At 50.1% G+C, this 23761-nt stretch carries 14 protein-coding genes; 1 reads left to right on the top strand and 13 read right to left on the bottom strand.

Annotation, left to right across the window (positions count from 1 at the left end):
- Nucleotides 1–9: 9 nt before the first annotated feature.
- The 7 genes from B1728_RS08800 to B1728_RS08770 are packed head-to-tail and all read right to left on the bottom strand — an operon-like array spanning nt 10 to nt 11388.
- Nucleotides 10–876 (bottom strand): carbohydrate ABC transporter permease, encoded by an 867-nt coding sequence (locus B1728_RS08800; protein WP_079909828.1) that lies wholly within the window; start codon nt 874–876, stop codon nt 10–12.
- A complete protein-coding gene (locus tag B1728_RS08795; RefSeq protein WP_079909827.1) occupies nt 873–3209 on the bottom strand; it encodes a DUF5696 domain-containing protein in 2337 nt (778 codons plus the stop codon). Before B1728_RS08795 ends, B1728_RS08800 begins: the two co-directional genes overlap by 4 nt.
- Complete coding sequence (locus B1728_RS08790) at nt 3206–5353, bottom strand: SMP-30/gluconolactonase/LRE family protein (RefSeq protein WP_079909826.1); 2148 nt, start codon at nt 5351–5353, stop codon at nt 3206–3208. The genes B1728_RS08795 and B1728_RS08790 overlap by 4 nt, the downstream gene beginning before the upstream one ends.
- A gap of 20 nt (nt 5354–5373) precedes the next feature.
- On the bottom strand, nt 5374–6276 hold the full coding sequence (locus tag B1728_RS08785) for a carbohydrate ABC transporter permease (protein ID WP_079909825.1): 903 nt from the start codon (nt 6274–6276) through the stop codon (nt 5374–5376).
- Nucleotides 6276–7184 carry a carbohydrate ABC transporter permease gene (locus tag B1728_RS08780; RefSeq protein ID WP_377741362.1) on the bottom strand — a complete coding sequence of 303 codons (909 nt, stop codon included), beginning with the start codon at nt 7182–7184 and terminating at the stop codon, nt 6276–6278. Before B1728_RS08780 ends, B1728_RS08785 begins: the two co-directional genes overlap by 1 nt.
- 58 nt (nt 7185–7242) lie before the next feature.
- A complete protein-coding gene (locus B1728_RS08775; protein ID WP_079909823.1) occupies nt 7243–10245 on the bottom strand; it encodes an extracellular solute-binding protein in 3003 nt (1000 codons plus the stop codon).
- A 21-nt stretch (nt 10246–10266) separates the two neighbouring features.
- Nucleotides 10267–11388: an ABC transporter ATP-binding protein gene (locus tag B1728_RS08770; RefSeq protein WP_079909822.1), complete on the bottom strand. Its 1122-nt coding sequence runs from the start codon at nt 11386–11388 to the stop codon at nt 10267–10269.
- A 253-nt stretch (nt 11389–11641) separates the two neighbouring features.
- Here B1728_RS08770 and B1728_RS08765 point away from each other — a divergent pair, with 253 nt between their 5' ends.
- Nucleotides 11642–13579 (top strand): ABC transporter ATP-binding protein, encoded by a 1938-nt coding sequence (locus B1728_RS08765; protein ID WP_079909821.1) that lies wholly within the window; start codon nt 11642–11644, stop codon nt 13577–13579.
- A 316-nt stretch (nt 13580–13895) separates the two neighbouring features.
- Here the strand turns inward: B1728_RS08765 and B1728_RS08760 are convergent, their stop codons facing one another.
- The 6 genes from B1728_RS08760 to B1728_RS08735 all read right to left on the bottom strand — a co-directional run bounded on the left by B1728_RS08760 (nt 13896) and on the right by B1728_RS08735 (nt 23495).
- The gene (locus B1728_RS08760; protein ID WP_079909820.1) at nt 13896–14123 is read right to left on the bottom strand and encodes a hypothetical protein; all 228 of its coding nucleotides are present in this window, start codon (nt 14121–14123) and stop codon (nt 13896–13898) included.
- Nucleotides 14123–15337, bottom strand: coding sequence for a Ger(x)C family spore germination protein (locus B1728_RS08755; protein WP_079910155.1), 1215 nt, complete (start codon nt 15335–15337; stop codon nt 14123–14125). Before B1728_RS08755 ends, B1728_RS08760 begins: the two co-directional genes overlap by 1 nt.
- A 42-nt stretch (nt 15338–15379) precedes the next feature.
- Nucleotides 15380–16885, bottom strand: a complete 1506-nt coding sequence (locus tag B1728_RS08750) for a spore germination protein (protein ID WP_256865319.1) — start codon at nt 16883–16885, stop codon at nt 15380–15382.
- Nucleotides 16886–17226: 341 nt separating this feature from the next.
- Nucleotides 17227–19038 (bottom strand): hypothetical protein, encoded by a 1812-nt coding sequence (locus B1728_RS08745; protein WP_079909819.1) that lies wholly within the window; start codon nt 19036–19038, stop codon nt 17227–17229.
- Nucleotides 19039–19068: 30 nt separating this feature from the next.
- Nucleotides 19069–20385, bottom strand: a complete 1317-nt coding sequence (locus tag B1728_RS08740) for an efflux RND transporter periplasmic adaptor subunit (RefSeq protein ID WP_079909818.1) — start codon at nt 20383–20385, stop codon at nt 19069–19071.
- 14 nt (nt 20386–20399) lie between these two features.
- Nucleotides 20400–23495, bottom strand: a complete 3096-nt coding sequence (locus B1728_RS08735) for an efflux RND transporter permease subunit (protein WP_079909817.1) — start codon at nt 23493–23495, stop codon at nt 20400–20402.
- Between the last annotated feature and the right edge of the window lie 266 nt (nt 23496–23761).

Below are 23761 nucleotides of genomic sequence, written 5' to 3'. Positions count from 1 at the left end.
GCCTCCTTTCTATTTGGCTCCGCTTGAGGATTTGGTCACTCTGGAGAAGATGAGCAGGACAATACCCAGGAAGAGCAATACGATCATAAAGTAAATCCATGCCAGAGCACTAGACAAACCGTAGTTGGTCGTGTTGACCTTGGAAATGATCGGGTTGGACGGGAACGTGAACAAATCGACTACCGTGTAAATCAAGTTCAGCAAAATAAATGGTGTCAAGCCAGGCAGCGTAATTTTCCAGAACGTTTCCCAAGGGTCGGCTCCATCAATCCGGGCTGCCTCATATACCGAGGTCGAGATGGTCTGACGACCCGCCAGGAAAATCAAGATTTGCACACCGGAATACCATAGGATGAGAACAAACGAGTTAATGATGGAGTTAAGCGGAGCCGCCCAGGCTTTCGGCAAATAGGTGTTGATGTAGCTGCCCAGCTCGAACTCTTGAACGAAGGACAACGTTCCTTCCCCCTGCGTAATAAACTCCTGGATAATTTGTCCGGTGGAGAATATGACAGGCAGGAAGAAAATGACCCTGAAAAACGAGCGTCCGATAAACTTCTGATTCAGCAAAATCGCTACAAGCAGCGAGAAAACCACGATAACCGGAATCATCATTAACGCTTGACGCAAAAACGGCAGCAAGTCATTGTACAAGAGGCCGCCATCCGCAAACAAAATCTCGCGGTAGTACTGGAAGCCGACCGGCGAATACTCCACGCCGCCGGCCGTAATTTTAACGCGGTTAAAGCTCATATAGAACGAATATACCAGTGGAAATGCGATAAAGCCCAGAAATCCGATAACCCATGGTGCGATGAATAAAGAACCTTCCACTTTACGTAGGGTGGCGGAGCTCAATCTCAATTTGCGATTCATTGGCCAGCGCCTCCTTGAACTACGATAAAGTCTTGAGCCGGTATCGTTACCTTGCCGTCGCTATACGGTGTTGAATTGTAGTTGATAACCACTTTCTTCCCTCCGTCGTAGGTAACTTCCTTCACGTTCGGAGCGATGGTTTTGTGGCCGACAATAAATTTGGTCTGTACGTCGCCCAAAGCTTTATTGTAGCGCTGGTATTCCTCTACAGCGGTCGATTCCCAGTCATGGACATTCATGCTGTAGTAATAAACAGAGTAAGCCCCTTTCATATCCTCAGACGGCGCATAAGTGAAAATGAACGATGGGCTTGCGCCGTACTCGATACTGCGAAGCATCTCGGTCTTGTACTGATCCCGCAGATTAGACCAGCCGGAAGAATAGGTGACAAGGCCATGCAGAGCGATTTGCAGGAACGGAATGGATTCGTCGATGAACAGGTCATACGAATAGTCATCCGCTATGCGGTGAATATGGCTAATGTCCTTCAGCGTATACATATTGGCTCTTTCTACGCTTACTCCGCCCAGCGTCTCTTTCGTCTCCTTTAGCATCTCCTGCTGCGTATGCATCGTTTCCGTTCTCGTAGACGGTGCACGGGTATTGAAATCACTGTTCAAGTACCGGCCGATGCCGTCTTCGAAATAAATGCCGTCCGCACCCAATTCCTTAAACTGGCTCATGTCCTTGGAGAGCGACTGGGCCGAGAACTTCGGACTCATCTGGGTAATCGTATCCCGGCTTGCAAACATTTCGAAATCCATCAGCTTGCCTGCAAGGTTACGCATCCCGTCATATCTCGCATTGAATCCGTCTCTTTCGTTATTGTTATAGGTGTAGTTAGCGGTCAAGTAGACCGGCACCTTCAAGGAATGTGCGAATTGGATGAACTGCTTCATGCCTTCGTTGCCGCCCAGCCGCTTATCTACCGGGAACAATCCGCCGAAGGAGCTGTAACCGCCCTTCTGCCAGCCCAAATATTGAATGGACATATTTTCAATGCCAAGACCGTACAGCCTTTTCACCATTTCCATCGCTTGAGAGGTTGAGGTTCCGAGCAAATACTTATCCCACAGCATCCCTTTTTTCACGTCTGCTCCAACGATATCCACGAACATCGGAATCTTGTTCGACGCAGCCTGAAGCGGCTTAACGCCTTGTTCCTTCATTAAATATTCGCGGTATTTGGAAGCCATGCCGACATAGTCCGCATTGGTTTTATCGAGCAAGTAATAACGGGTGCTGCGCTGATCGGAGGTAAATCTTTCTTTACTGTAGGTAAAGAAGCCCGCATTTCCTTTTTTGCTCGTATTTTGGAAAAACTTGATCCGATACTGCCATTCTGCCGTGATCCAGTTGGATTGGCCGAATGCGCCGGAGGGGGAACCGAATACTTTGGAGTATTCTTCTCCACCGGTCATGATCGCTACGAATGCCTTGTCGCCGGATTTCATGCCGTATACAGGCATCTTCGCTTGCTGACGGGCCGTTCTTTCCGCATAAAATGAAATATCGCTGCCATACATATTCTCGCGATAAATCGATTTATCGTTGATCTGTTTCGTTTTGAAACGGATCAATGCACCGGAACCGTCTGGAACGACCATGTAGCCGTCTTGGCCGACGGAAGGCTCCGCGCCGAACATCGGGTACAGCTTCAGGTTCAAGAGACTGAGCTTGCCTTCCTCAATGCCGCTGTCGATGATTTTGGTCTCTACGTAATCATCCTTTATGTTCACTTCCACCGGAATTTTAAAGCCGGAGGTTTTGAAGTTGAACGTGACCTTGAAGCCTGTCGCCGTCGTCTGGAAGCCTTCGAGCACGCCTTTATCTTCGATAAGGCTGGTCATTTTGGGCTGCGACTTGAAGTTCGCGGCATCGATATATTCAACCATGATGGGAGAACGGAGATTATTTCTCCACGTTCCTGTAATTGTTTCTTGAGGCCATAGATCCACATTCGGATAGGAGCGCCAAACTTCCCCATTTCGCTTATCTTCTACCTGGAAGTGCCCGGTCGTGCTGTCCACGAGGAGCTTCAGCTTGTCGCTTTGTGCGGCGAGCTTGAAGTTCGCGTCGTTCGGCAGCTCCGCCTTCACTTTGTTCACATCGACCGGAGCCGTTGCCGGCGCCTGTGCTGGAGCAGCCGTATTAGCCGCAGGAGCTTGCGCGTTGGCATCAGGCTTGGCGGCATTGTCCCCTGCGTTCCCCGATCCGGCAGCCGGTGGATCCGCCGCATTAATCGTCTGGACCGCCTGCGTTGCAAATAGAGATAAGCTCAGCGTAGCGGCCAGTGTCGCGGAGAGGACTACTTTTGTACGTTTACGTCTCATCGGATCGTCACCTCCTGATAGATCGAATAGAAGAAGTCTTTCATTTCACTGCTTAATCCGAATGTGATGAAGATCAAGACACCGAGAATCGTCATGGTTACGAGCGATAGGAAAATGTTCATAACCGTTTCACCCACGCTGTAGTTTTGCATGGATTGTACTTTCCAGAACATCAGCAGACCGACCCATATCATCATAGCAATCTGCAAGAAGGAATAAATCGCGCTTTCGCTTAATGTCATAACATTGGAAAGCAAGGTTAATGGCAATCCAACCAGAGCAATCGGGAACAAAGCATACGTGCTGCCGAAGGCAACGTCCCGGAACCGGCCTTCACCGCGATAGATCGTGCTTATCAAGTAGTTGGATACGATCCAGCCTACCCATAACACCATAAATTGGATGAACACCGTAATCAGATTAATTTCCAATACTACGGACGGATTAAACGTGAAGTTGGTAAATGCTCTGTAAATACAGAACGATACCAGCGCCAGCAGCAGCATGATGGTGCTGCTCGCGAATCCTCCTTTGCCTTCGTAACGAATCGCGCTGAAGCCGTCGATCGGATGCTTCAGGATATAAAATGAATGCTTCAACTGAACGAGCAAAGGAATCTTCGTTCTTTGGCGGTTCCGCCATTTTTTACGGAACCCACTCTTGCGCGTAAGACGTTCAAACAGCAAGTACCCTACTCCGAAAATAATGACGATGTTCATTAACAGACCGAAGTTTCTTTGGAACCACATGAGCCGGATTTGCCAGAACGAATCCGAGTAGCCTTGAATTTGCCCTGCATCGTAGAACAATTTCTCAGCGCGCTCAAAGTCGCCTTTCTTATAGGCCGCTTTGGCAAGGCCCAGCATCGCCGGAGTATAGTAGGCGTTAAGGCGCAGTACTTCCTGCCAAGGCTTCTCGCTTTCCTCATAACGGCCTTCCTGCGTCAATTGGTTCGCTTTATGAACCAGTTCACCGAATTCCGACAAGCGGAACACCTGCACGACGTTGTTTTCCTCATCCAGAATATACAGATGGTTCTTCGAGTTGGAGGCAATGGCCGATGGCGTCTTGACGACTCCAAGCTTGGAGGAAGAAGCGGTGGTGTCTCCCGACCAGAAAAACAACAGATTTCCGTTCGCATCATATTGGTTGACGTATTTTAACGTGGAATCGATGGCCGTAATGTTACCGTTACGGTCAACCGTCAAGTCATTCAGCTTCGGCGTCAGCTTATCTCTGCTCGGAAAACGAACTTCCCCGAACGTTTTGACTGCGTCCCCGGTAGCCGACGTGTCGTTCTTCGTTGCCAGCAAATCTTTGCCCGCGATATTCAGCTTCTTGATCTGACCGTTCGTCACTTCTTTCGTAACCGTATAAATAAAGCCGTTCTGGTCGATCGTTACGCTGCTGACAGAGCCTGGCAGCTTACTGATTTCCCGCAAATACATTTCACGGGTGTACAGCATCCGTTTCAATGCGTCCATAACGGAAAACTCTGTTTTGTTAGCTCCGAAGAAGCTTTGGAAATTGCCTTCCGGGTCCAGCTGCAGCAAGCCCTGGTAGCCGCCCAATGTAGCGATATACAGGAAACCGCGCTTATCGACGGCAACCTTGATCGGATCGTATTTGAACGATTCAGGCAAAAACTTCGAATCCGGACGCTTGAATTCGCGGATCATCTTGCCGTTGCTATCCAACCGCAAAACGCGTTTGTTGCCTGTGTCAGCAACGTAAATATCTCCGTTTTTATCGATAAATACGCCTTCGGGCTTCTTGAGCGGGTTTTCCTTCACATCGATAATCCGCTTAAAGTTCCCGTTCTCATCCAGATGCACGATCCGGTTATTTCCCGTATCGGCGATATAGATGTTGTCCTTGGTATCGATAAAGATCCCTTTGGGCTGTACAAGCGGGGAAAATACCTGCTTGGCAGGATCCTTGGGATCCGGAACATAAATTTCCCTGCCCAGCACTTCAACCGGTGTATAGGCCGATTGGGTCCAGACCAGCTGGCCGAATCCGTCCTTATAGTTCGTATCGTAAGGCACCCAGGCAAACGCGGTCATAGGCATCATGACCGAGGCGAACAGGGTGAAGGCCAGAAGAAGGAACAGCGGCCGGCGCCATCGTGTTTTGACTAACATGGTTCTTCCTCCTTTCTCTATTATTTGATCCCGGAATGAGCCATCGTAGCGATAACTTTACCTTGGAATATCAGGAAGATGATCAGGTTCGGTATGAACATAACCATGGCTGCGGCTGCTGCCGCGCCTTGTCTCGCAACGTTGTTGGCCAGGTTATTGGTTAACGTGGACAGGAAGAACGGGAAGTTCTTCATTTCGTCATCCTGCATGAAAAGCGTTGAAGTCTCTGTATTGCCCCAGGAGCTTTGGAACGTCAGAATCGCAACCGTCGCCACCGCAGGCATACAAATCGGAATGACGATTTTCAAGAAAATATGAATCTCGGTTGCTCCGTCAATTCTGGCCGCCTCGAGCAGCTCATTCGGCAGCTGATCAATAAACTGCTTGAGCAGGAAAACCCCGACAGGCATCGCCAGAATAGGCAGGATATGCCCCCAGTACGAGTTCATAATGCCGAGATTGCTGGCTACCAGATACCGCGGAATCTGCACGGCTTCCGGTGCGAACATCAGCGTTAGAATGATCGTAGCGAATACCGCTTTATGACCCGGAAACTTGTGCTTGGAGATCGGGTATGCGCACAATGCGCTGACAATGGTCACGCACACGACGGCTCCGCCCGAAATCACAAGGCTGTTAAACAAATAACGTGTAACCGGCACTGTCGAACTGGAGGCTACCAGGAACAGCTCGACGAAGTTCTGGAAAGACGGCTCCCGAACAAAGATATTCGGCGGATATATGAACAGCTCCTGATACGGCTTCAGCGCATGGTTAAAGATGTAGATGAGCGGAAGCAGCATGAAAATCGAGAACACTACGAGCAGAAATACAAGTACTTTTTGAAACGTGTCCATGGAGTGCAGCTTGGATTTCTTTCTCCATGGAACCACCTTCTTCCACCAAACGGCTGCGTTTTGCATTATTCATCCTCCTTAGAGCCGAACAATCCCATACTAAGTTTATTCGACAAATACATCAGAATCAGCAGGAATACGGAAATCGCAGCGGCATAACCCATTTCAAATCGAATAAATCCATAATCATCGATATGATTAATGATCAAATGTCCCGCATACTGCGGAGTCGGTGTTTGTCCCGACAGCTCCACACCTATCGCTCCGGCCTTAAAGGTGGTTACGATAGCCATGACCGCTCCGAACAGCATTTGCGGTTTCATGGAAGGAATGGTAATGTACCAGATTTCCTGGAGTCTGCTGCTCATGCCGTCTATACGACCAGCTTCATATAATTCCGGGTTGACGTTCAGAATACCGGCCATCATGGCCAAGAAGCCTACACCCATACTGGACCATAAGGTAACCACGATCATGGAATTCATCAGGTAAGCTTTATCGGTAACCCACAAGATAGGCTCATCGATAAACCCGATTTGCAGCAATAAACTGTTCAAGTAACCCAAACGGTCGCCGGATAGAAGCGGCAGCCATACGATGGACATCGCAATCCCCATCGTCAATGAAGGAGTGTACATCGCAAGGGCGAACCATTTGCGCAATCCCGCAGGCAGCTGCGTAATGAGCCAGGCCAGCAGGAAGGCAAGAATATAGCCGCCGGGTCCAACGATAATAGCGAACTTGAACGTGTTCGGGAGAGCATACTTCAGGAACGTCAAGTCCTGGGATATTAAGTTCTGAAAGTTCGTCCAGCCGATAAAACGCGGAGGCTCGATAGCATTAAAGTAAGTAAAGCTTAGAGCAATCGCCGCCACTACCGGTATGACGATAAAGGCGAGAAAGCAGAGCATAAACGGTGCAATAAACAAGTATGACAAGCGGTACTCCCACATCTCGGACAGAAGAGCCTTCATCTTATCCGTCCATGTCAGTTTGACCGGAGCGGCCGTTTTCGTTGATAGGCTTGCTTGGTTACTTAACATACGGATTCACCCCATCCCAAGGCTTATCGACAACCGGCAGATCCATCGTTCGAATGACATTGCCGTTCTCGTCGATAAAACCGAATTCCTGCTGCTTACGCCTCAGCTCCCGGTTAATGTCCATTACGGTCGTTTCGAGAGAGCTTCGGTAATTCGTTCCGTCTACAACGGCCCGGTTCCATGCATTATTGATTTCACGACCTACGAAATATCCGCCCGGCAGGTTCGGCATATCCTTGTACCATCTCCACTGCTCCAGGATGACGTTGGCATCCTCCCTCTTCCAAGGAAGCTTGGAGAAGGCCTCGACATTAGCTGTATTCCAGCGGAAGGCTACTCCGTTAAAGGCTTCCAAATCGGAGCCGTAACGTTCTTGGGTATCGGCGGATGCCCACCACTTCATAAATTTCCACGCTTGGTCTTTCTTTTTCGATTTGTTGAAAATGACACCGGCCGTCTGACCGCCGCCCGACCAGCGGGAAATGGATCCATCCGGCTGCTGGGTACCCGGAATTTGGGCGATCCCCCAAGCTCCATTCAATTCAGGAGCCGCTGCGGACAATTGAATGTACATGTTATAATCTGCAAATCCGATCGGCATGTCGCCTTTGCGGAAGTGCTGCAGGAAGCTGGTTACAGAACGGTCCATCGCGTAAATATTGAACAAGTCGGTCCACTGCTTGAAGGCTTTGAAGCCTTCCGGTCTGTCCAACGCGGTTTTGGAGCCCTCTTTATCAAAAAACTCCGCATTGTTCTGGTATACGAACGTCATGTATTCCGTAGGCGGCATATAGAAGTTCATATAGTTTTGCTGCAGCGTCGGCAGCATATCGTACACGTCGTTCCATGTGTTCGGTATTGACAAGCCGAGACGGCTCAAAATATCTTTGCGGTAGTACAGCACATGGAAGGATTGTGTTTCCGGCACCGCATAGTAGCCTTTATTATAGTAGAAAGGCAGCCATGAACCCGGGCTATAGTTTTTGTAAAGATCCTTGAAGTCCGGGAATTGCGAGATATCATAAATACTGTTCCGAATCGCGTAATCAACCGGCAGGTCCTGCGTTAAGCCCAGTGCGATATCCGGCTGGATGCCTGCCGCATTCGCCAAGACGAGCAGCTGAGCATTCGGAAGCAGGTTGACTTTGACCTGAATGCCGGTTTCCGGTGTGAACGTCTCGTCCGATAGCTCCTGCAGCTGGGTCACGTAGTCGCGACCGCGTTGCACCCATACGTTCAGTACGTTATCGTCGATATCGCTCAATCTGTTTTTCGTTTGGAACGAATAGAAGAAGTTGACTACCATCCCCTTCATCTTTGTGAAGAAGGATGCTTCCATCGATGGAAAGCTCTTCTCTACCGGCGCAAAATACACTTCATCGAGCTGAAGCGGCTGTTGGACCAGCGTTTCGATGAACTTGCTTATTTTTTCATTCGTCGTGCTGATCGTATCTCTGTGATACGGGATATCATCGACTTTGGTCAGAAGCTCCTCAATATCCTTGATGGAGGTGTTCATGCTCTCGCTGACATTGTCTTTGCGCCCGTTTACTTGCTGCATCTGTTCGGACAGCTTCTTCAGCAAGTCGACGACAACCGTCAAGCGCTTCGGCAGATCGGGCATATCCTGAGCGATTTTCCAGGTCCGGTTCTTGTCGTCCTGACCTCCTGTCAGCGACTTCAGATCCTGGTCGATTCCCTGTAAAATATCCGTAATTTCCTCAATACCGATGATGACCGGCTTGAACGGTGCATGCGTCACGGACATCGTCAACGTATGCGTCCCTTTTTCCAGGTAAAACTCGTACGGCTTTCCTTCATCGTCGGATAAGGTAACCCCTTTCCAGCCTGTATCGTAGGAGAAGCGATAAGCGAGCATTTCCTCGAACGGAACCTTGCCGTCAATGGCAATACGTCTAAAGGAAGCCTTTTGCGAGATGGTGTTTTGCAAAGCGCGCATGCCGAGCTTATATTTCCCCGATTCAGGAACATCAAGAGTCCATGTGATTTCCTGGTTCTGGTCATACCACTTTTTCCCGCCGATGCTGTTAAACGTAATTTTGCCTTTAGCCAGCGGAACCGATCTTTGATCCGTATCGGACACCAACTGAATCGCCGAATCGTTCTTCGATTTCACGTCCTCGGCCTGCATCGTTACCGCCTCCGCTTGAACCGGCTTGGCTTGCGGATAGGCTGTGCTGACATCCTTGTACGATTTCAGCTTGGTTTGCGGAACCAGCTTGATTGATTCCAGAGCGATCGGCTCGAAGCCCTGCAGGCGGATCGTATGCGACCCTTTACTGAAGTACCATTGCAGCGGTTCGGAGTATGCGCCACCCGCATCCCTCAACGGTTTCACGGACCATCCGGAAATATCCTCCGATTTGGGCCGGATGTCGTTGCCGTCAATATCCTTCTTGATTGGACGGGCATCCTTCCACTCCCGGTACAAGGTAATGGAAGAAGCTTCACGGAACGGATGTGCTCCGTCGAGCTTTACATCCCAGCTGATCGGCCTGCGAAGGCCGTTGCCCGTGAAGGGACGATAGGATACGTGAAGCTCATACAGGCCATCGTTAGGCACATCCACCTGATATTCGATCCAGCTTTCCTTTGGACTGTTCCATAGAAGCACGTTGCTTTTGCCTTCATAGCTTCCTACCGTCGCTACCGATTCATCCGACTTTTTGGAAGTTTTGCTTGCGTTGATCTCGATAGGAGCCGCCCCATCCTTGATCCCTTTATCTTTCCAGCCCTTTAAGATGTTGGCATAATAAGGCTCGAACTCGTTCGCCTTGATGGCTTGACGCTGCTGGTTCCCCTGCTGGGCCGGCTTAGCCGCATCCGGTTTGGCAGCCGTATCGGCCGCCCGCGCCGTTTGCTGCGGCAAAATCGGGAACGCCGTACAAGTCAAGCCCAACGACCCGATCAGCAGCACAGCAACAAAGCGATTTCGTATGCGTTTCCATTTTACAGCTTGCAATTCAGTCACTCCTTTCCCTTACGCCGTATATTAATCCATGATCCGATCGCCGGTCTCACTGTAGAAGAACAGCGCTTTCGACATATCGACCGCTACCTGGATCTTATCTTCCTCGTCATAGTGATAGCGCGGGTTAACCCTTACGATAAGCATCCGTTCCTGCCCGATATCGAGATGAAGGAATCTGTCCGCACCCATCAATTCGCTAAGCTTATGAATGCCCGGAATGATCGCGTTAGGATAAGCCTGAAACACCATTTCCTCCAAGCTGATATTCTCCGGCCTGATGCCAAGGGTAACCACTTTGTTGACCTGCTTGTTCTTGATTAATGAATGCGCTTTCCCTTCTGGAATAGCCAATGAGAAGCGCTGAGTATGAAACTCCAGCTTGCCTTGAGCATTCTCTTGAATGCGGCCGTCAATAAAATTCATTGGAGGCGATCCGATAAAGCTGGCGACGAACGTATTGGCAGGATTCGTATAAATGACCTCCGGCGTATCCACCTGCTGGATGATCCCCGATTTCATAACCACGATTCGGTCACCCATAGTCATCGCTTCGATCTGATCGTGCGTTACATAAATCATCGTTACGCCCAGCGATTTGTGAAGCTTGATAATCTCTGTTCTCATCTGTACGCGAAGCTTGGCGTCAAGGTTGGACAGAGGCTCATCCATCAAGAACACTTGCGGATTCCGTACGATGGCGCGTCCGAGAGCAACCCTCTGCCGCTGTCCGCCGGACAGCTGTCTCGGCTTACGGTTCAAGTACTGCTCGATTTCGAGTACCCGGGCCGCACGCTTAACGGCCAAATCGATTTCATGCTTAGGCAGCTTGCGCAGACGAAGACCGAATGCGATATTCTCGTAAACGCTCATGTTCGGATACAGCGCATAGTTCTGGAACACCATAGCAATATCCCTGTCCTTCGGCGGCAGATCGTTAACCAATGTATCGCCGATATAGATTTCTCCTTCGGAGATATCCTCCAAGCCGGCAATCATCCTGAGCGTGGTCGACTTCCCGCACCCGGATGGACCTACGAAGACCAGAAACTCTTTATCCTTGATTTCCAGATGGAAATCCTTCACGACCGGTTGTTTGTCCTTACCGTATCGCTTATAGAGATGATTGATCAGAATTCTCGCCATATTACCGCCTCCACGTGCAAATTTACTTAATCTTAGAAACTATTGTAATGAATTCCGTGTGAAGATGGTGTGAATAATTAGTTAGAGGAGGAACTTTTTGTCTCCTGGCGGATTCTTTTTTAATAGAAGAGAGAGCCGCTCCACAGAGCAAAATAGTCCATGTTTATTGAAGGAATCATTCATTTTTATTTCATTCCGACTATGTTAATGTCTAATTTGTTGGAAATTTACGACAGAAGCAGGGAGGATTGGCATGAATGCGTCCGATCAAAATCCAAATCAGTCCGCTGAAAAAAAGAAGCTTGTTCAACGGTATTTAACCTTCTTAAAGCCTTACCGTCTCACCCTCTTGCTCATATTGGTCCTCGGTATTTTTCAATTTGCCGTGCCGATGATCGGCCCTTGGATGACCAAAATATTGATTGACGACGTGCTTCCCCAAAAGGAAGGCTTCTGGAATTTGACCAATGCCGTGACTTTTCTGGCCATCGTGTATGCGTTCGGCATTTGGATCAATTTTTTGCGAAATACGATCACCTTCCGGCTTGGTAACCGGATGGTTTATGATATTCGTCACCAGCTGTATGAACATATGCAGAAGCTGTCGCAGCGCTTTTATGATAACAGGCAGGTCGGCAGTATCGTCTCGAGAATTATGAATGACGTCAACGGAGCGCAAAACCTGGTCAACGGCGGCGTTATCAATCTGATCATCGATATGTTCCTCGTCTTGTTTGCTGGCTTTATGCTGTTCAGCCTGCATTGGAAGCTTGCTTTATTGTCCTTGTGGCTGCTGCCGCTCTATTATTTGACCTTCACCAATCTCAATGTCCGGATACGTCTCTCCTGGCGCTCTGTCCATAGACAGATGGAGCGTATTAACGGGGTTCTGGTCGAAAAAATCTCCGGTATGAAGGTCGTTCAATCGTTCAATCAGGAACAAACGGAGATGGAGCGGTTTGAAAAGCAGGCCAAAAATCATATTTCGCACGCCAACAAAGCGCAGCTCCTCGGAAATTCGTTAGGACGGCTCAGCCAGACGTTTACCCAAACGGGAGGCATCATTATCTGGTTCACCGGCGGCCTGCTCGTGTTGAAGGGGCAATTATCCATAGGATCGCTTATCGCGTTTCAAGCCTATTTGAGCCAGCTGTACGGTCCTATCCAGCGGTTCGCCGAAGCCAATGTCACGATACAAAATTCCATGAGCAACATCGAGCGCATCTTCGAGGTGTTCGATATTGAGCCGGAAATCAAAGTAAAAGAAAACCCGGTCCCTCTCAAGCATTGTAAGGGCGGCATCGTATTCAAAAATGTTTCCTTCACCTACGTTACCGAGCGTCCGGACATAAAAAAAGAGCCCGGTAAATCATCGGACCCGGATCTCGTGGATATGGCGGAGCCGCCCAAAAAGTTTTATATTATTCCGCCAAAAACAAGGCCTGACCCGCCTCCCATGGTGACCGAGCAGCGCATTGCCTTACAGCATATCAGCTTTACCGCCCGTCCGGGCGAAGTCATCGCTCTCGTAGGGCCTAGCGGAGCCGGAAAATCGACCTTGATCAATCTCATTCCCCGGTTCTATGATCCGGATGAAGGCACCGTATATTTGGACGGCGTCGACCTTAAAGACTACGACGTATATGATGTGCGTAAACATATCGCTATCGTGCTGCAGGATAATATGCTGTTCTCCGGAACTATCTTCGATAACATTGCCTACGGCAACCCGAAGGCAGACAAAAAGCAGGTTATTCAAGCGGCCCGCGCGGCAAATGCCCACGGCTTTATCAGCGATATGGAGCTTGGCTATGATACGGTTGTCGGAGAACGGGGGGTTCGTCTGTCGGGCGGTCAAAAGCAGCGTATCGCCATTGCACGGGCGTTGCTCAAAAATCCTCGCATTTTGATATTGGATGAGGCAACCTCTGCGCTGGACGCGGAATCCGAGGCGCTTGTGACCGAAGCGCTGGAGCATTTAATGAAGGACCGAACCACCTTCATCATCGCCCACCGGTTAGCCACTGTAGTAAGAGCGGATCAAATTCTCGTCTTTGATCAGGGAGAAATCGTGGAGAGCGGCACGCATCAGCAGCTGCTTCAGCAAGGCGGGCTGTACCGCGACCTGTATGAGAAGCAATTGAAGGCAATGCGTCCTGAGGAAATGAAAAATCTTAGCTTTGGGACATAGTCTACAACCAAGCGGAAAAAGAAACTTGATAGTGTTGAAAAACCTAGCTTTGCGTGAACTATGCTACATAGGGAGGTGGGGTATGCCTCGGAGGAGTTTACATCCGCCTTTGAAACCCGTGAAAATACCGGCAAATATAATCACCTTTCACGGGTTTCAATAGCTGTGGGCTTAGCGTAACAAAGCCTGCTTCGGAAGCCTGGCCGGAGGGGCATACCCCATCGGAGTATATTGGCAATAGTTCAGCTCCATAGGTTTTTCAACCAACTCAGGAACCTCAACAGGTTCCTTTTTCCATATACAGCGACCCGAAGCATTAAGGCTCCAGCAGCTTGCCGAGCGGCTTGTACAAAGCGTCCACCCACTGCGTCGGGCCCTTCATGTCCGGGAATAAGACGAGAAGAACCGCTAATATCCAGCCTGTCACTGTAACGACGATAAACGCTGTTTTTTCCCTTCTAGTATGCTGCTTCATTCTTGGCCACTCGTATAAAACCATCAGTAAGGCGACGACGGTAGCGAAAACCGCAGAGCCCCAGCCCATTATTGCTTCACCTCTTTATTTTGTTTCTTGGAATCTATCGTCGCCATTCCGGTCCGGAGGATTTTGGCGGAAGCCTCGATGTTTACTTTAACTGACGGGAATACTTCACCCCACCGGTCCTTGACCTGATGCCATTCCTTCGGATACTTGCGTCGAAAGGCTTCGGCAAAGTTAAAAATATCCGCATTCAGCTGTTTTTGCGGCCGTACCAGAGCCGATTTGATTCGCTCCTCAATATCCTCAGCCAGCTCCTTCTCCAATTTCTTGGTCACAACCGGATCACTTAAATCCAGATTCGTCGTATTCTGGATCACATCGTCCTCCGTCTTGATTATAACCGTTACGCTCCACTGATCTCCCTCAATGTGAGGAACCAGATTGGTGCTGCTGCGCAGAAGCTTCATGGAGACGTGCCCCGCGGACTCCTTAGGTTCTATCGTCACGATGGAGGATTCAACCTCATTTCTCAGCCATAAAAGTCCCCGCGTCAGCTTATCGTTCAAGCGGCCGACCATTTTATCCCCCCTGATAATAGCCGTTCCGTTGATAAAGCCTACCGTATTTTGGGACTCTTTACCAGCCTCGGGCGGAAGAGACTCAACCCAAGGCAATGCGGCTGCGCCCGCATCTCCGTTCAGCATCTCGGCAAAATCCTTCACGGTTACCTTCATTCCGGTTTGAAGCTTGGCCATCTCCCGAAGCACCTCGGCGGAGCTCCGTTCAATGGGAGGGATTAACCGCAAAATACTTTTGGCATCGCCTTTGCTGACGAAGACATCCGCTCTCTCCCGCGGACCGGACTCCCTCATAATAAAATCGATGTTGTCTCTAAACCCGTCCTTGGCAAGCTCCTCGCCAAAAATAAATATTTCACAATGCCCCCAAAAAATACGGCGCGGGAATCCCTCCTGCAGCTTGGACATGGCATCCGCCAGCGTCACTCCCTCCGCCGCTCTGACGATAGTCTGGGCGGTAGCGCCGCTCGTTCCCTTGCCGGATTCGCCTCCTCCACCCCCACCGCCACCACCCCCACCGCCGGAAGGCTGAGGAACGAATACCTGGACGGAAAGCGATATTTTATCACCTTTTTTATCCAGCCCTGCGGCCATAACCAGCGTCAAGTCATTCACTTCGACCCGGTCCCAGCAGCCGGTAAGCAGCAGAACCATAACGAAGCCGCTTATTGCCGTAATACAGCGAGTGAGTATGCCCATCGTATCCTGCCCTTTCACATGGATGCTCTAAGTTCGATTGCATTAGGACTTTGGAGGCCGCGGTTTCAAATGAGGCGACTGCCGGCGTTCATTGTAATATTCGCTAAGGTGCGGCCGCATATCCCTTGTCCAAAGCGGATTTCTAAACAATACGTCTTTGAGAGCCCTTTTTTTCAAAGGTGCTACGGTCGACAAATAGGTGACCCCGAAGGAACGCAGCGTACACAAATGAATAACAATCGTAATAATGCCGAGCATCAAACCAAGCAGACCCAGAAAGCCTGCAAGAAACATAAGCGGGAAGCGAAGCAGCCTGACGGTAACCCCCAGCGTATAACGCGGGAATGTGAAGGAGGCCACTCCAGTAAAAGCTACGACCATGACCATGGGAGAGGACACCAGTCCTGCCGAGATGGCAGCCTGGCCAATAACCAGCGCCCCTACGATACTTACGGCGGCACCGACCTGTTTGGGCAGGCGCAGACCCGCTTCGCGCAGCGCCTCAAAGGTCACTTCCATCAGCAGCGCTTCAACCAGTGCGGGGAAAGGAATTTCTTCCCGTGATTTGGCGACACTGAGCAGGAGCGTCGTCGGTATCATCTCCTGATGATATGTCAATATGGCGACATAAGCCGATGGAATCGTAAGCGCAACTAAAAAAAATAAATAGCGGAGCCATCGGATCATAGAACCCGCCCAATAGGTTTGGTAATAATCTTCGGGCGATTGAAGCAAGGAGAACATAGTGACCGGAGCCAGCAGAACAAACGGCGATCCGTCCACAATGATACCTACGCGTCCCTCCAATAAGTTGGCACTGACTACATCCGGGCGTTCCGTAGACAGCATGGTAGGAAACGGCGTATACGGATTATCCGTAATTAGCTCCTCGATATAAGCGCTATCCAAGATGCCATCAATATCTATCCGATGTAGCCGCTGACACACTTCTTCGATCAGAGCAGGATCGGCAATTCCTTTGATATAGGTGACTACCACTTCCGTCTGGCTGTACCGTCCTACCGTGAGAGATTTCATTTTCAGAGAGGGGCTGCGAATGCTTCGCCTTAGCATGGACGTGTTCACACCCAATGTTTCTGTGAACCCGAGACGCGGCCCTCTTACAACAGATTCCGCTATAGGCTCTTCAATGGAACGCTTCTCCCACTTGCCTAAGCCTAAGGACATGGCGATGTTCATCTTGTCAATGAACAGAACCGGATCCCCTCTCGAAATGCTTTTGATAGCATCGTCGTATGTAGTTATTTCCTGAGAAGCGGACACCTGAATGCGGTTCTTCAGCTCCGCTCTTGTTATTCCTGTTGGACTTGCCTGCATCAACGGGGACAGCACCTGCTGATCCAAAAGATCGGTATCCGACAAGTTATCTATGTAAACCAGTAAAGCATCCGTGGCTTCCCCAATTTTAAAGGGATGAAGAATAATGTCCGTGCAATCCTCGTACAAAGAAGTGATGACATCCTGATTCACGGCCAATTCCGGAGATAATAGACGCGGCTGCTCCTCATTGATCGGCGTTTCATTCATCTGCTGTCCGCGCCGGCTCGAATTGAACATTTTTCTGGATAAAAATTGAAACAGGTCCACTGAGCATCCTCTTTCACTATTTTTTATCCATTTTCGCCTAAGTCGCCCCTTTTTATCCTTTTGGGCACGTACTTTTGTTTATGTACCTTCTGACTTCCTGCTATGATGTTTGTTGCCGTTGATTACGGAGGGAGATTGGTAAACTCTAGAATGGCAAAAAACCATTGGACCTTATCGGTCCAATGGCGTCTGTTGAGAAACATATGCAACCTTAAACCATTGTCATAATTTCTTACCTAGGCTCCTTGCCCTGCAGCCAATGTTACAGCCCGCTGTCGGAATTATTGCGTCACGCTCTTAACCAAACGGGTTGCTTCTCCATTCGGCGTATCGATTGCTTCATAAATATGGAGGGTTAGCGGATAGCTGAACTGGTCTGTCTTGATGTTGCTGAATTGAATCATCTGTTCGCCGCTGACCAATTTGTTTTCTCCCGTTAAGGAAGCCGTCTGCGAGCCAAGAATACGGCCTGCGCTATCTACAATTTCGAACTTCATTTTGGAGAAGTTTTGGTCGACAACAACATCCTCCAGGCGGTCAATGGTCAGCCAGAGCTTCAAATTATAGGAGTAGGACAGGCCGAGGCCGTTGCCGCCGGGATTGGTGTAGGCCTGTATCGTCCAGTTGTCCAGCTTCGCATTAAACGGATACAAGGACATAACCGAATCGTCCGCCTCTTTCTGTACCGGAGCGCTAAAGTTGGCAATCGTGCTGCTGTACGGCGCCGCGGTTTGGTTATCCAACAGCTTCATGGTCAGATTGTCCCCTTTCTCTGAAGCAGGGATCATAAAGGAATAGCTGACCACGTAACCCAGGTTCGGCATGATTTCGGCTGCCGTTGTTGTCTGTCTCGTACCGGCATAGCTTGCTCCGTCCCCGCCGACAAGCTGCGCCTGGAATTGCGGGAAGGCAACCGTCATATCGCCTTTATTCGAAACCTTGAATTTGGCGACGACCGATTTGAAGCCTTGTCCGTCATTATCATGCAAATGCAGCTCGACTAAGGAAACCTCCGTTTTGGAATCAACCAGATGATTCATCGGGTCCAAAGCGATAGGCGTGCCCATAGTATAGTTAGCCGTGTTATTCATCTGCTCTGGAGTCGGTGCTGCAATGACCAGACGGCCAACATCAAATCCGGACCCTGTCGCAGAGGTCGTTACCGGACCTGCAGCAGTACCGGCACTCGCTCCTGTGCCCGAGCCCGCTCCGGCAGTCCCTGCTCCTTGTCCAGCTTGACCGCCCGCAGGAACGAATCCCTCCGTGGTCATCAGCATCAAGCCGATCAGATTGATGTCCTTATCCGACGTTATGGCGAAATGGACATATTTCTTTTCGCCGGGTGCGAGAGTAACGGGTTCCTGCTCAACCTTCTTCCCGGTGTACAACTTGTCCGGTGTCTTGCCGTCCATACGGAAATTCGAGACAGTCTCATTGCCTGTACCCGGATTTTCGGCCATCAGGGTAACTAAATAGGAGAAGCCGTTCGCATCGTTCTGCTTGGTCAGTTCTACCGGTGTATAGCGAATCGGAGAGCTTGAACCCGGAATTTGAAACGGCTGTCCCCAAGCCATATTGGCATAAGGATCTGTCAGCTGCCCCTTAGTTCCATACCAGACATTCAATGCTACAGGGACCGACAGCAGCACCTTTTCCGTCTTAGGATAGGTATATTCGTCTACCTCAACAAAGGAGAGGTCCGTGACTTCGATATCATCAGGACGATCCACGGTTACCATGTAGGACAGCTCCCCGCTCTCCTTAGCCATAATGGATTTCATGTTGGATGCGCTAGGCTGCAGCTTGTATTCGATTCCTTCCTTCGTCTTCACGCGAATTTCATAATCGGGAACACGCAGCATACCGTTCCCGTTATTCGTCAATCTGACAACAGCGCCGATTTGCAAGCCACCCGTCGTTCGATTAACGGCAACACGCTTCACCGATGCGGTTATCGAATCATTCAAAGCATAGGAGAGAGTGCTTATCGAAGCGCTCGGCACCGCATCGTCGGCCATTACCGGAATGGCTGAGGCCACTAGCGTTAAGGACAGCACAGCTGCTGCCATAGCCGTTTTCCAATTGGTTTTCATATTGAGAAAAACCTCCTTTTTTAGCATTCCTTACGGTGTCGTTGTTTTTGCCGGTTCGTTCGCCGTATCCTTTTTCATATCTGTAGTCTGTTCTTTAACGGCTGTAACCTTCTGTCCATCCTTAAGCTGATGCTGCCCGGAAACGATCAGCTCATCGCCAGCCTTCACGCCTTCCAGCACTTCCTGGTACGTCTCGTTAATGCGCCCCAGCTTCACAGGAGTTTTAACTGCCTGTCCTCCTCTGAGCAAAAATACAAAGGCGTCGCTGCCTTCACGTACAATGCTCAGGCTAGGCACAGCAATCACCTGCTGCTCCTCCTGCGTGGTCAGCTGAACCTGGACGCGGGTACCTGGCTTCAAATACCCGTCCGTATTTGACACTTCCAGCTCCAAAGGAAATGACTTCGTCTGCGAATTCATCACATCAGCCAAATAAGTGACACGGCCCTTCAAGATCCGGCCCGGGTTATCCGCGCTATAGAAGCTCAGCTCCTGCTTGCCTCTTGCCAGCTGGGCTGCCGTCTCGCTTAAGTCGGCCTTAATTTTAATCGGGTCGATTTGCTGAACTTGCCCTACCTTGCTGCCGCGTGCTAAGGTTTGGCCCTCTTCAATGCTCAAATCCGTCAATACACCGCTGGTCGGAGCTTTTACTTCATAATTGTCCAGCGTGTTATCAATGTCCTGGATACTGATTCTTGCCGAATCTACCTGCGACTGAGCGCTGGCCAGTCCATTCGTTTTATCCATCGCATCTAACTTGTTCTGCAAATTTTGCAAATCAAGCTGGGCATTGTTCACCTGCATTTCGCTCTGCTCGAGCTGATGCTTCGTTACAAGTCCCGCATCATAATCGTTATGCATTTTATTGTAATCCTTCGTCACATTATCCAGCTGCTGCTGTGCCTTCGTGATCGAGTTTTGAAGCTCGGTACGGCTGTTGTTCAAGTCCTCCGATGTTTTTTGCAAAGCATCCTCCGCACTTTTCAGAGCTACCACGCTTTTTTGCTTTTGAAGGATCGCATCCTTGGTGTCCAGCTTAAAGATCACCTCCCCTTGCTGAACCACATCGCCCCGTTTTTTCAGTACCTGCAGCACCTGGCCGTCCACTTTGGGGCTAACGTCCACCTGTGAAGCCGCAACGACATCCGCTATTTGCTCCTTCGGATCCCCCATGCTTTGCTTAGTGACGGCTGCTACCTTGACGGATTTGGTATCCGATTGCGTTGAGGCCACCGTGTCCGTTGATTTGGGTGATGCGCAGCCGGCAGCCAACGCAGCGACAAGAAGAAACGATCCTGCCGTCATCGTCAAGCGCCGGTACTGACTTTTTCTTTTCCGCTGATTCATCCTATCCTCTCCCCTTACATATCCATAGTTTCATTAGGTTTTTGCTTACGGTGCAGCCATTGTCCGACTTTACTCTTGATGGCTTCAATCAGCTCATACACGACCGGTACGACAACCAGAGTCAGTATCGTTGAAGTCGTCAGCCCGCCGATGACCACGACAGCCAAGCCTTTGGAAATCAAGGTGCCTTTGGTCAGACCAAGAGCCAATGGAATCAACGCAACGACAGTGGCACCCGCCGTCATAATGATCGGTCTTAACCGCACCATGCCGGCTTCTACCAACGCGTGGCGAACCGTGTAGCCTTCATCTCTTAACTGCTGTGCGCGGTCGATAAGCACTATGGCATTGGTAACTACGATACCGATTAGCATCATAAAGCCGATCAAGGATGTAATATTCAACGACTCTCCCGTCAACAATAACGCTATTAACCCCCCGATGGCGGCAAAAGGAAGAGAGAACAGAATCGCAAACGGCGCACCGGCGTTACCGAAGGCAAGCACCATGACCAGATACACGATACAGACAGCGGCACCCATTGCTACGAACAACTGCGAAAAGCTTTCCTGAATATCGGCGGTTACCCCTTTGACCTCGCGGGATACGCCGTCAGGCAGTTCCGTTGCATTCAACGCGGCAGATACCTTGTTGCTGACGCCGGATTTGTTCACATCATTGATTTTGGCGGTTATCGTCACAACCTGAACACGACTATCGCGCTGTAAGGAAGCAGGAGCCTGCTTTTCCGTAATTTTAGCTACTTCATTCAAATAGACCGTATTCCCGTTCGAAGCCTTCAAAGGGATTTTCCCGATTTTATCAAGCGAATTTTTATCCTCTTTGGCTAGCTCGACCGTTGTTTTGTACAGCAAATTGTCAAAATGAAGATCGCCGAGCTGATCCTTTTGGATCCAGCTGCGTGCCGTATCGCGTATCGTCGAAGCACTCAAGCCGAACGTACGGGCTTTTTGCTGATCGACATTGATTTCGACTTCCGTCTTCGAATCGCTCAAGCTGTCTTCCACTTCCGTCAGCTCAGGGAATTCCTTCATTTTCTCTTTCACGATAGCTGATGCGTTCTCCAGCTGCTTCTGATCATCTCCCTTCAGGGAGTAGGAGAAGTCGGTCGAGGAAACGCCGCCGCCACCGCCCGCCAATGTCTTGGGAGTTACCTCCGAGCCTTTTGGCAGCTCGTTCAGAATTAACGTTTTGTAATCATCCTTCACTTTGTCCGGGTCGGCCTTCTCATTCACCTCGGTATACACCTCGGATTCATAAGCTACCTGATCGGTTTTGCCGCCGTAGCCAACCAAAGCCTCAACATAGGTGAAAAGCGGTTCGCCCGAGCTGTCCTTGGCTTCACGCAGCATCGCTTCAATCTGCTTCGTCTGCTGGTCGTTGCTCTCAAAGGAAGTCTCGTAAGGCAGCTTGATTTGAAAATACATTTGGCGTTCTGCCTGACTGTTCGGCATAAAGCTGACGGCCAAATTAGGCATGACGGCCGCCAATGTGACGACCAGCAAAAGGCCTGAGATAACCAGCGTTTTGATCCGGTGGGTCAGGCTCCATTTCAACACTTTTTCATAAAAAGCTTGGACCGGACCACGCTTGTTCTCATCATGATGCTTGATGCTTCCGCCGCGGATCACCAGCAGCTTGGCCATCATCGGGATCACCGTCAGCGCCACCAGAAGGGATGCAAGCAGGGCGCAGGCGAGCGTAATGGCAAACGGTCTGAAAAATTCACCGGCTATGCCGCTTACCATCCCGATCGGAGCAAATACCCCGACGGTTGCCAGCGTGGATGATGTGATAGCCATAGACACTTGCTTGGTTGCAAGCTTGATTACCGATTCGTTGCGCTCATGCGCTTTTTGCAGCGCGGCGTATATGTTCTCGATGACCACGATACTGTCGTCGACAACACGCCCGACCGCTATGAACATACCGCCAAGCGTCATGATGTTAAGAGTAATATTAAGCTGAGACATCGCGAGCAAGGTAATTAATATGGACAACGGGATGGATACTAGTACGATCAACGTCATACGAACATTTCGCAGGAACAACAGAATCATCAAGGAGGCGAGCATCGCCCCGGATATGCCTTCCTTCAGCATGCCGGTAACGGATTCTTTGACTTCGTCCGCACTGTTGTATACGGCTTTGAAGGTCACGCCAGGCATCGATTGCTGCCACTCTGCGATCAGCTTGTCCGTATCGTTGGAGAAATCAACGGCATTCGCGCTCTTCGTCTTGTACAAATGAACGCCGATAGCCGGCTTCCCATCCAGGCGGGCGTTAAAGGTAGAATCGGTTACCGCCTTAATCTTGGCGATCTCCTTCAGCGTAATCGTGCTGCCGCTGCCTGTGGTCAGCTCCATCTGCTCCAAGCCAAACAGGCTGTCGAGATTGCCGGTGACCCGCGCCATCTTCGTGTTGCCGTCAAACTCGACGGAGCCGATTGGCCCGTTGGACAAAGCGCTGCGCAGCGAGGCCGTCACTTGCGCCGGGGTCAAGCCAAAGCTGTTCAATGCATCCGCATCCAGCTGAATATCCATGGTCGTTTCTCTAGCGCCGATGGAGTCCAGATGGTCAATGCCCGGCATCGCTTCAAAGCCTGGCTTGATTTTGTCCTCATAGAGCTGATCCAGCTCCGTCTGGCTCATGCCGTTGTCGGCATTGATCGCCAAGTAATAGGCAGGTATCGAAGCAAAGCCGAAGGTGGATACCTTGGGTCTATCTGCCGTCGCAGGGAGCTTCACTTCCTGCACCAGACTTTCCAAGTCCTGCTTCTTCTTATCCGTGTCTACATTTTGCTTGAATTGGACGATGATGGTGGATACGTTATCGCTTGAGGTAGACGTCAGCGAATCAAGATCCTCGATATTGGCCACCTTATCCTCTATAGGCTTCGTGACCTCTTCCATCACATCCTTAGGCGGACCTTGGTAGGTGGTGGAAATCAAGACTACCGGAAAGGATACGTCCGGCATGTTCTCCACTTTCAATGTAGATGCTGAGTACAAGCCTCCGCCCATCAATATGGCTATCATGATGAACACCGCAGCTACATTTTTCATGGAGAAGCTGGTCAGTTTGTTCATTGGGTTCCCTCCTAAGAGCTTTGCGGAGCAAAGCTTTCTTCGTAAGCGGTACTGAGCTTTGCGGAGCAAAGCTGTCTTCGTAAGCATTTGCTTAGTTTTGCAGCGCAAAACTTACTTCGTAAGCGGTACAGAGCTTTGCGAAGCAAAGCTGACTTCGTAAGCATTTGCTTAGCTTTGCGAAGCAAAGCTTGCATAATCAGCGTCGGCATCCACGTTATGCCCGCACGAATGACGGCAGGGCACATTCGATTTCTTCGATTAAAGTA

It is taken from the genome of Paenibacillus sp. 32352 (assembly GCF_002042965.1).
Classification (GTDB): Bacteria; Bacillota; Bacilli; order Paenibacillales; family NBRC-103111; genus Paenibacillus_S; species Paenibacillus_S vulneris.
This window is presented reverse-complemented; position numbering and strand designations above follow the sequence as displayed.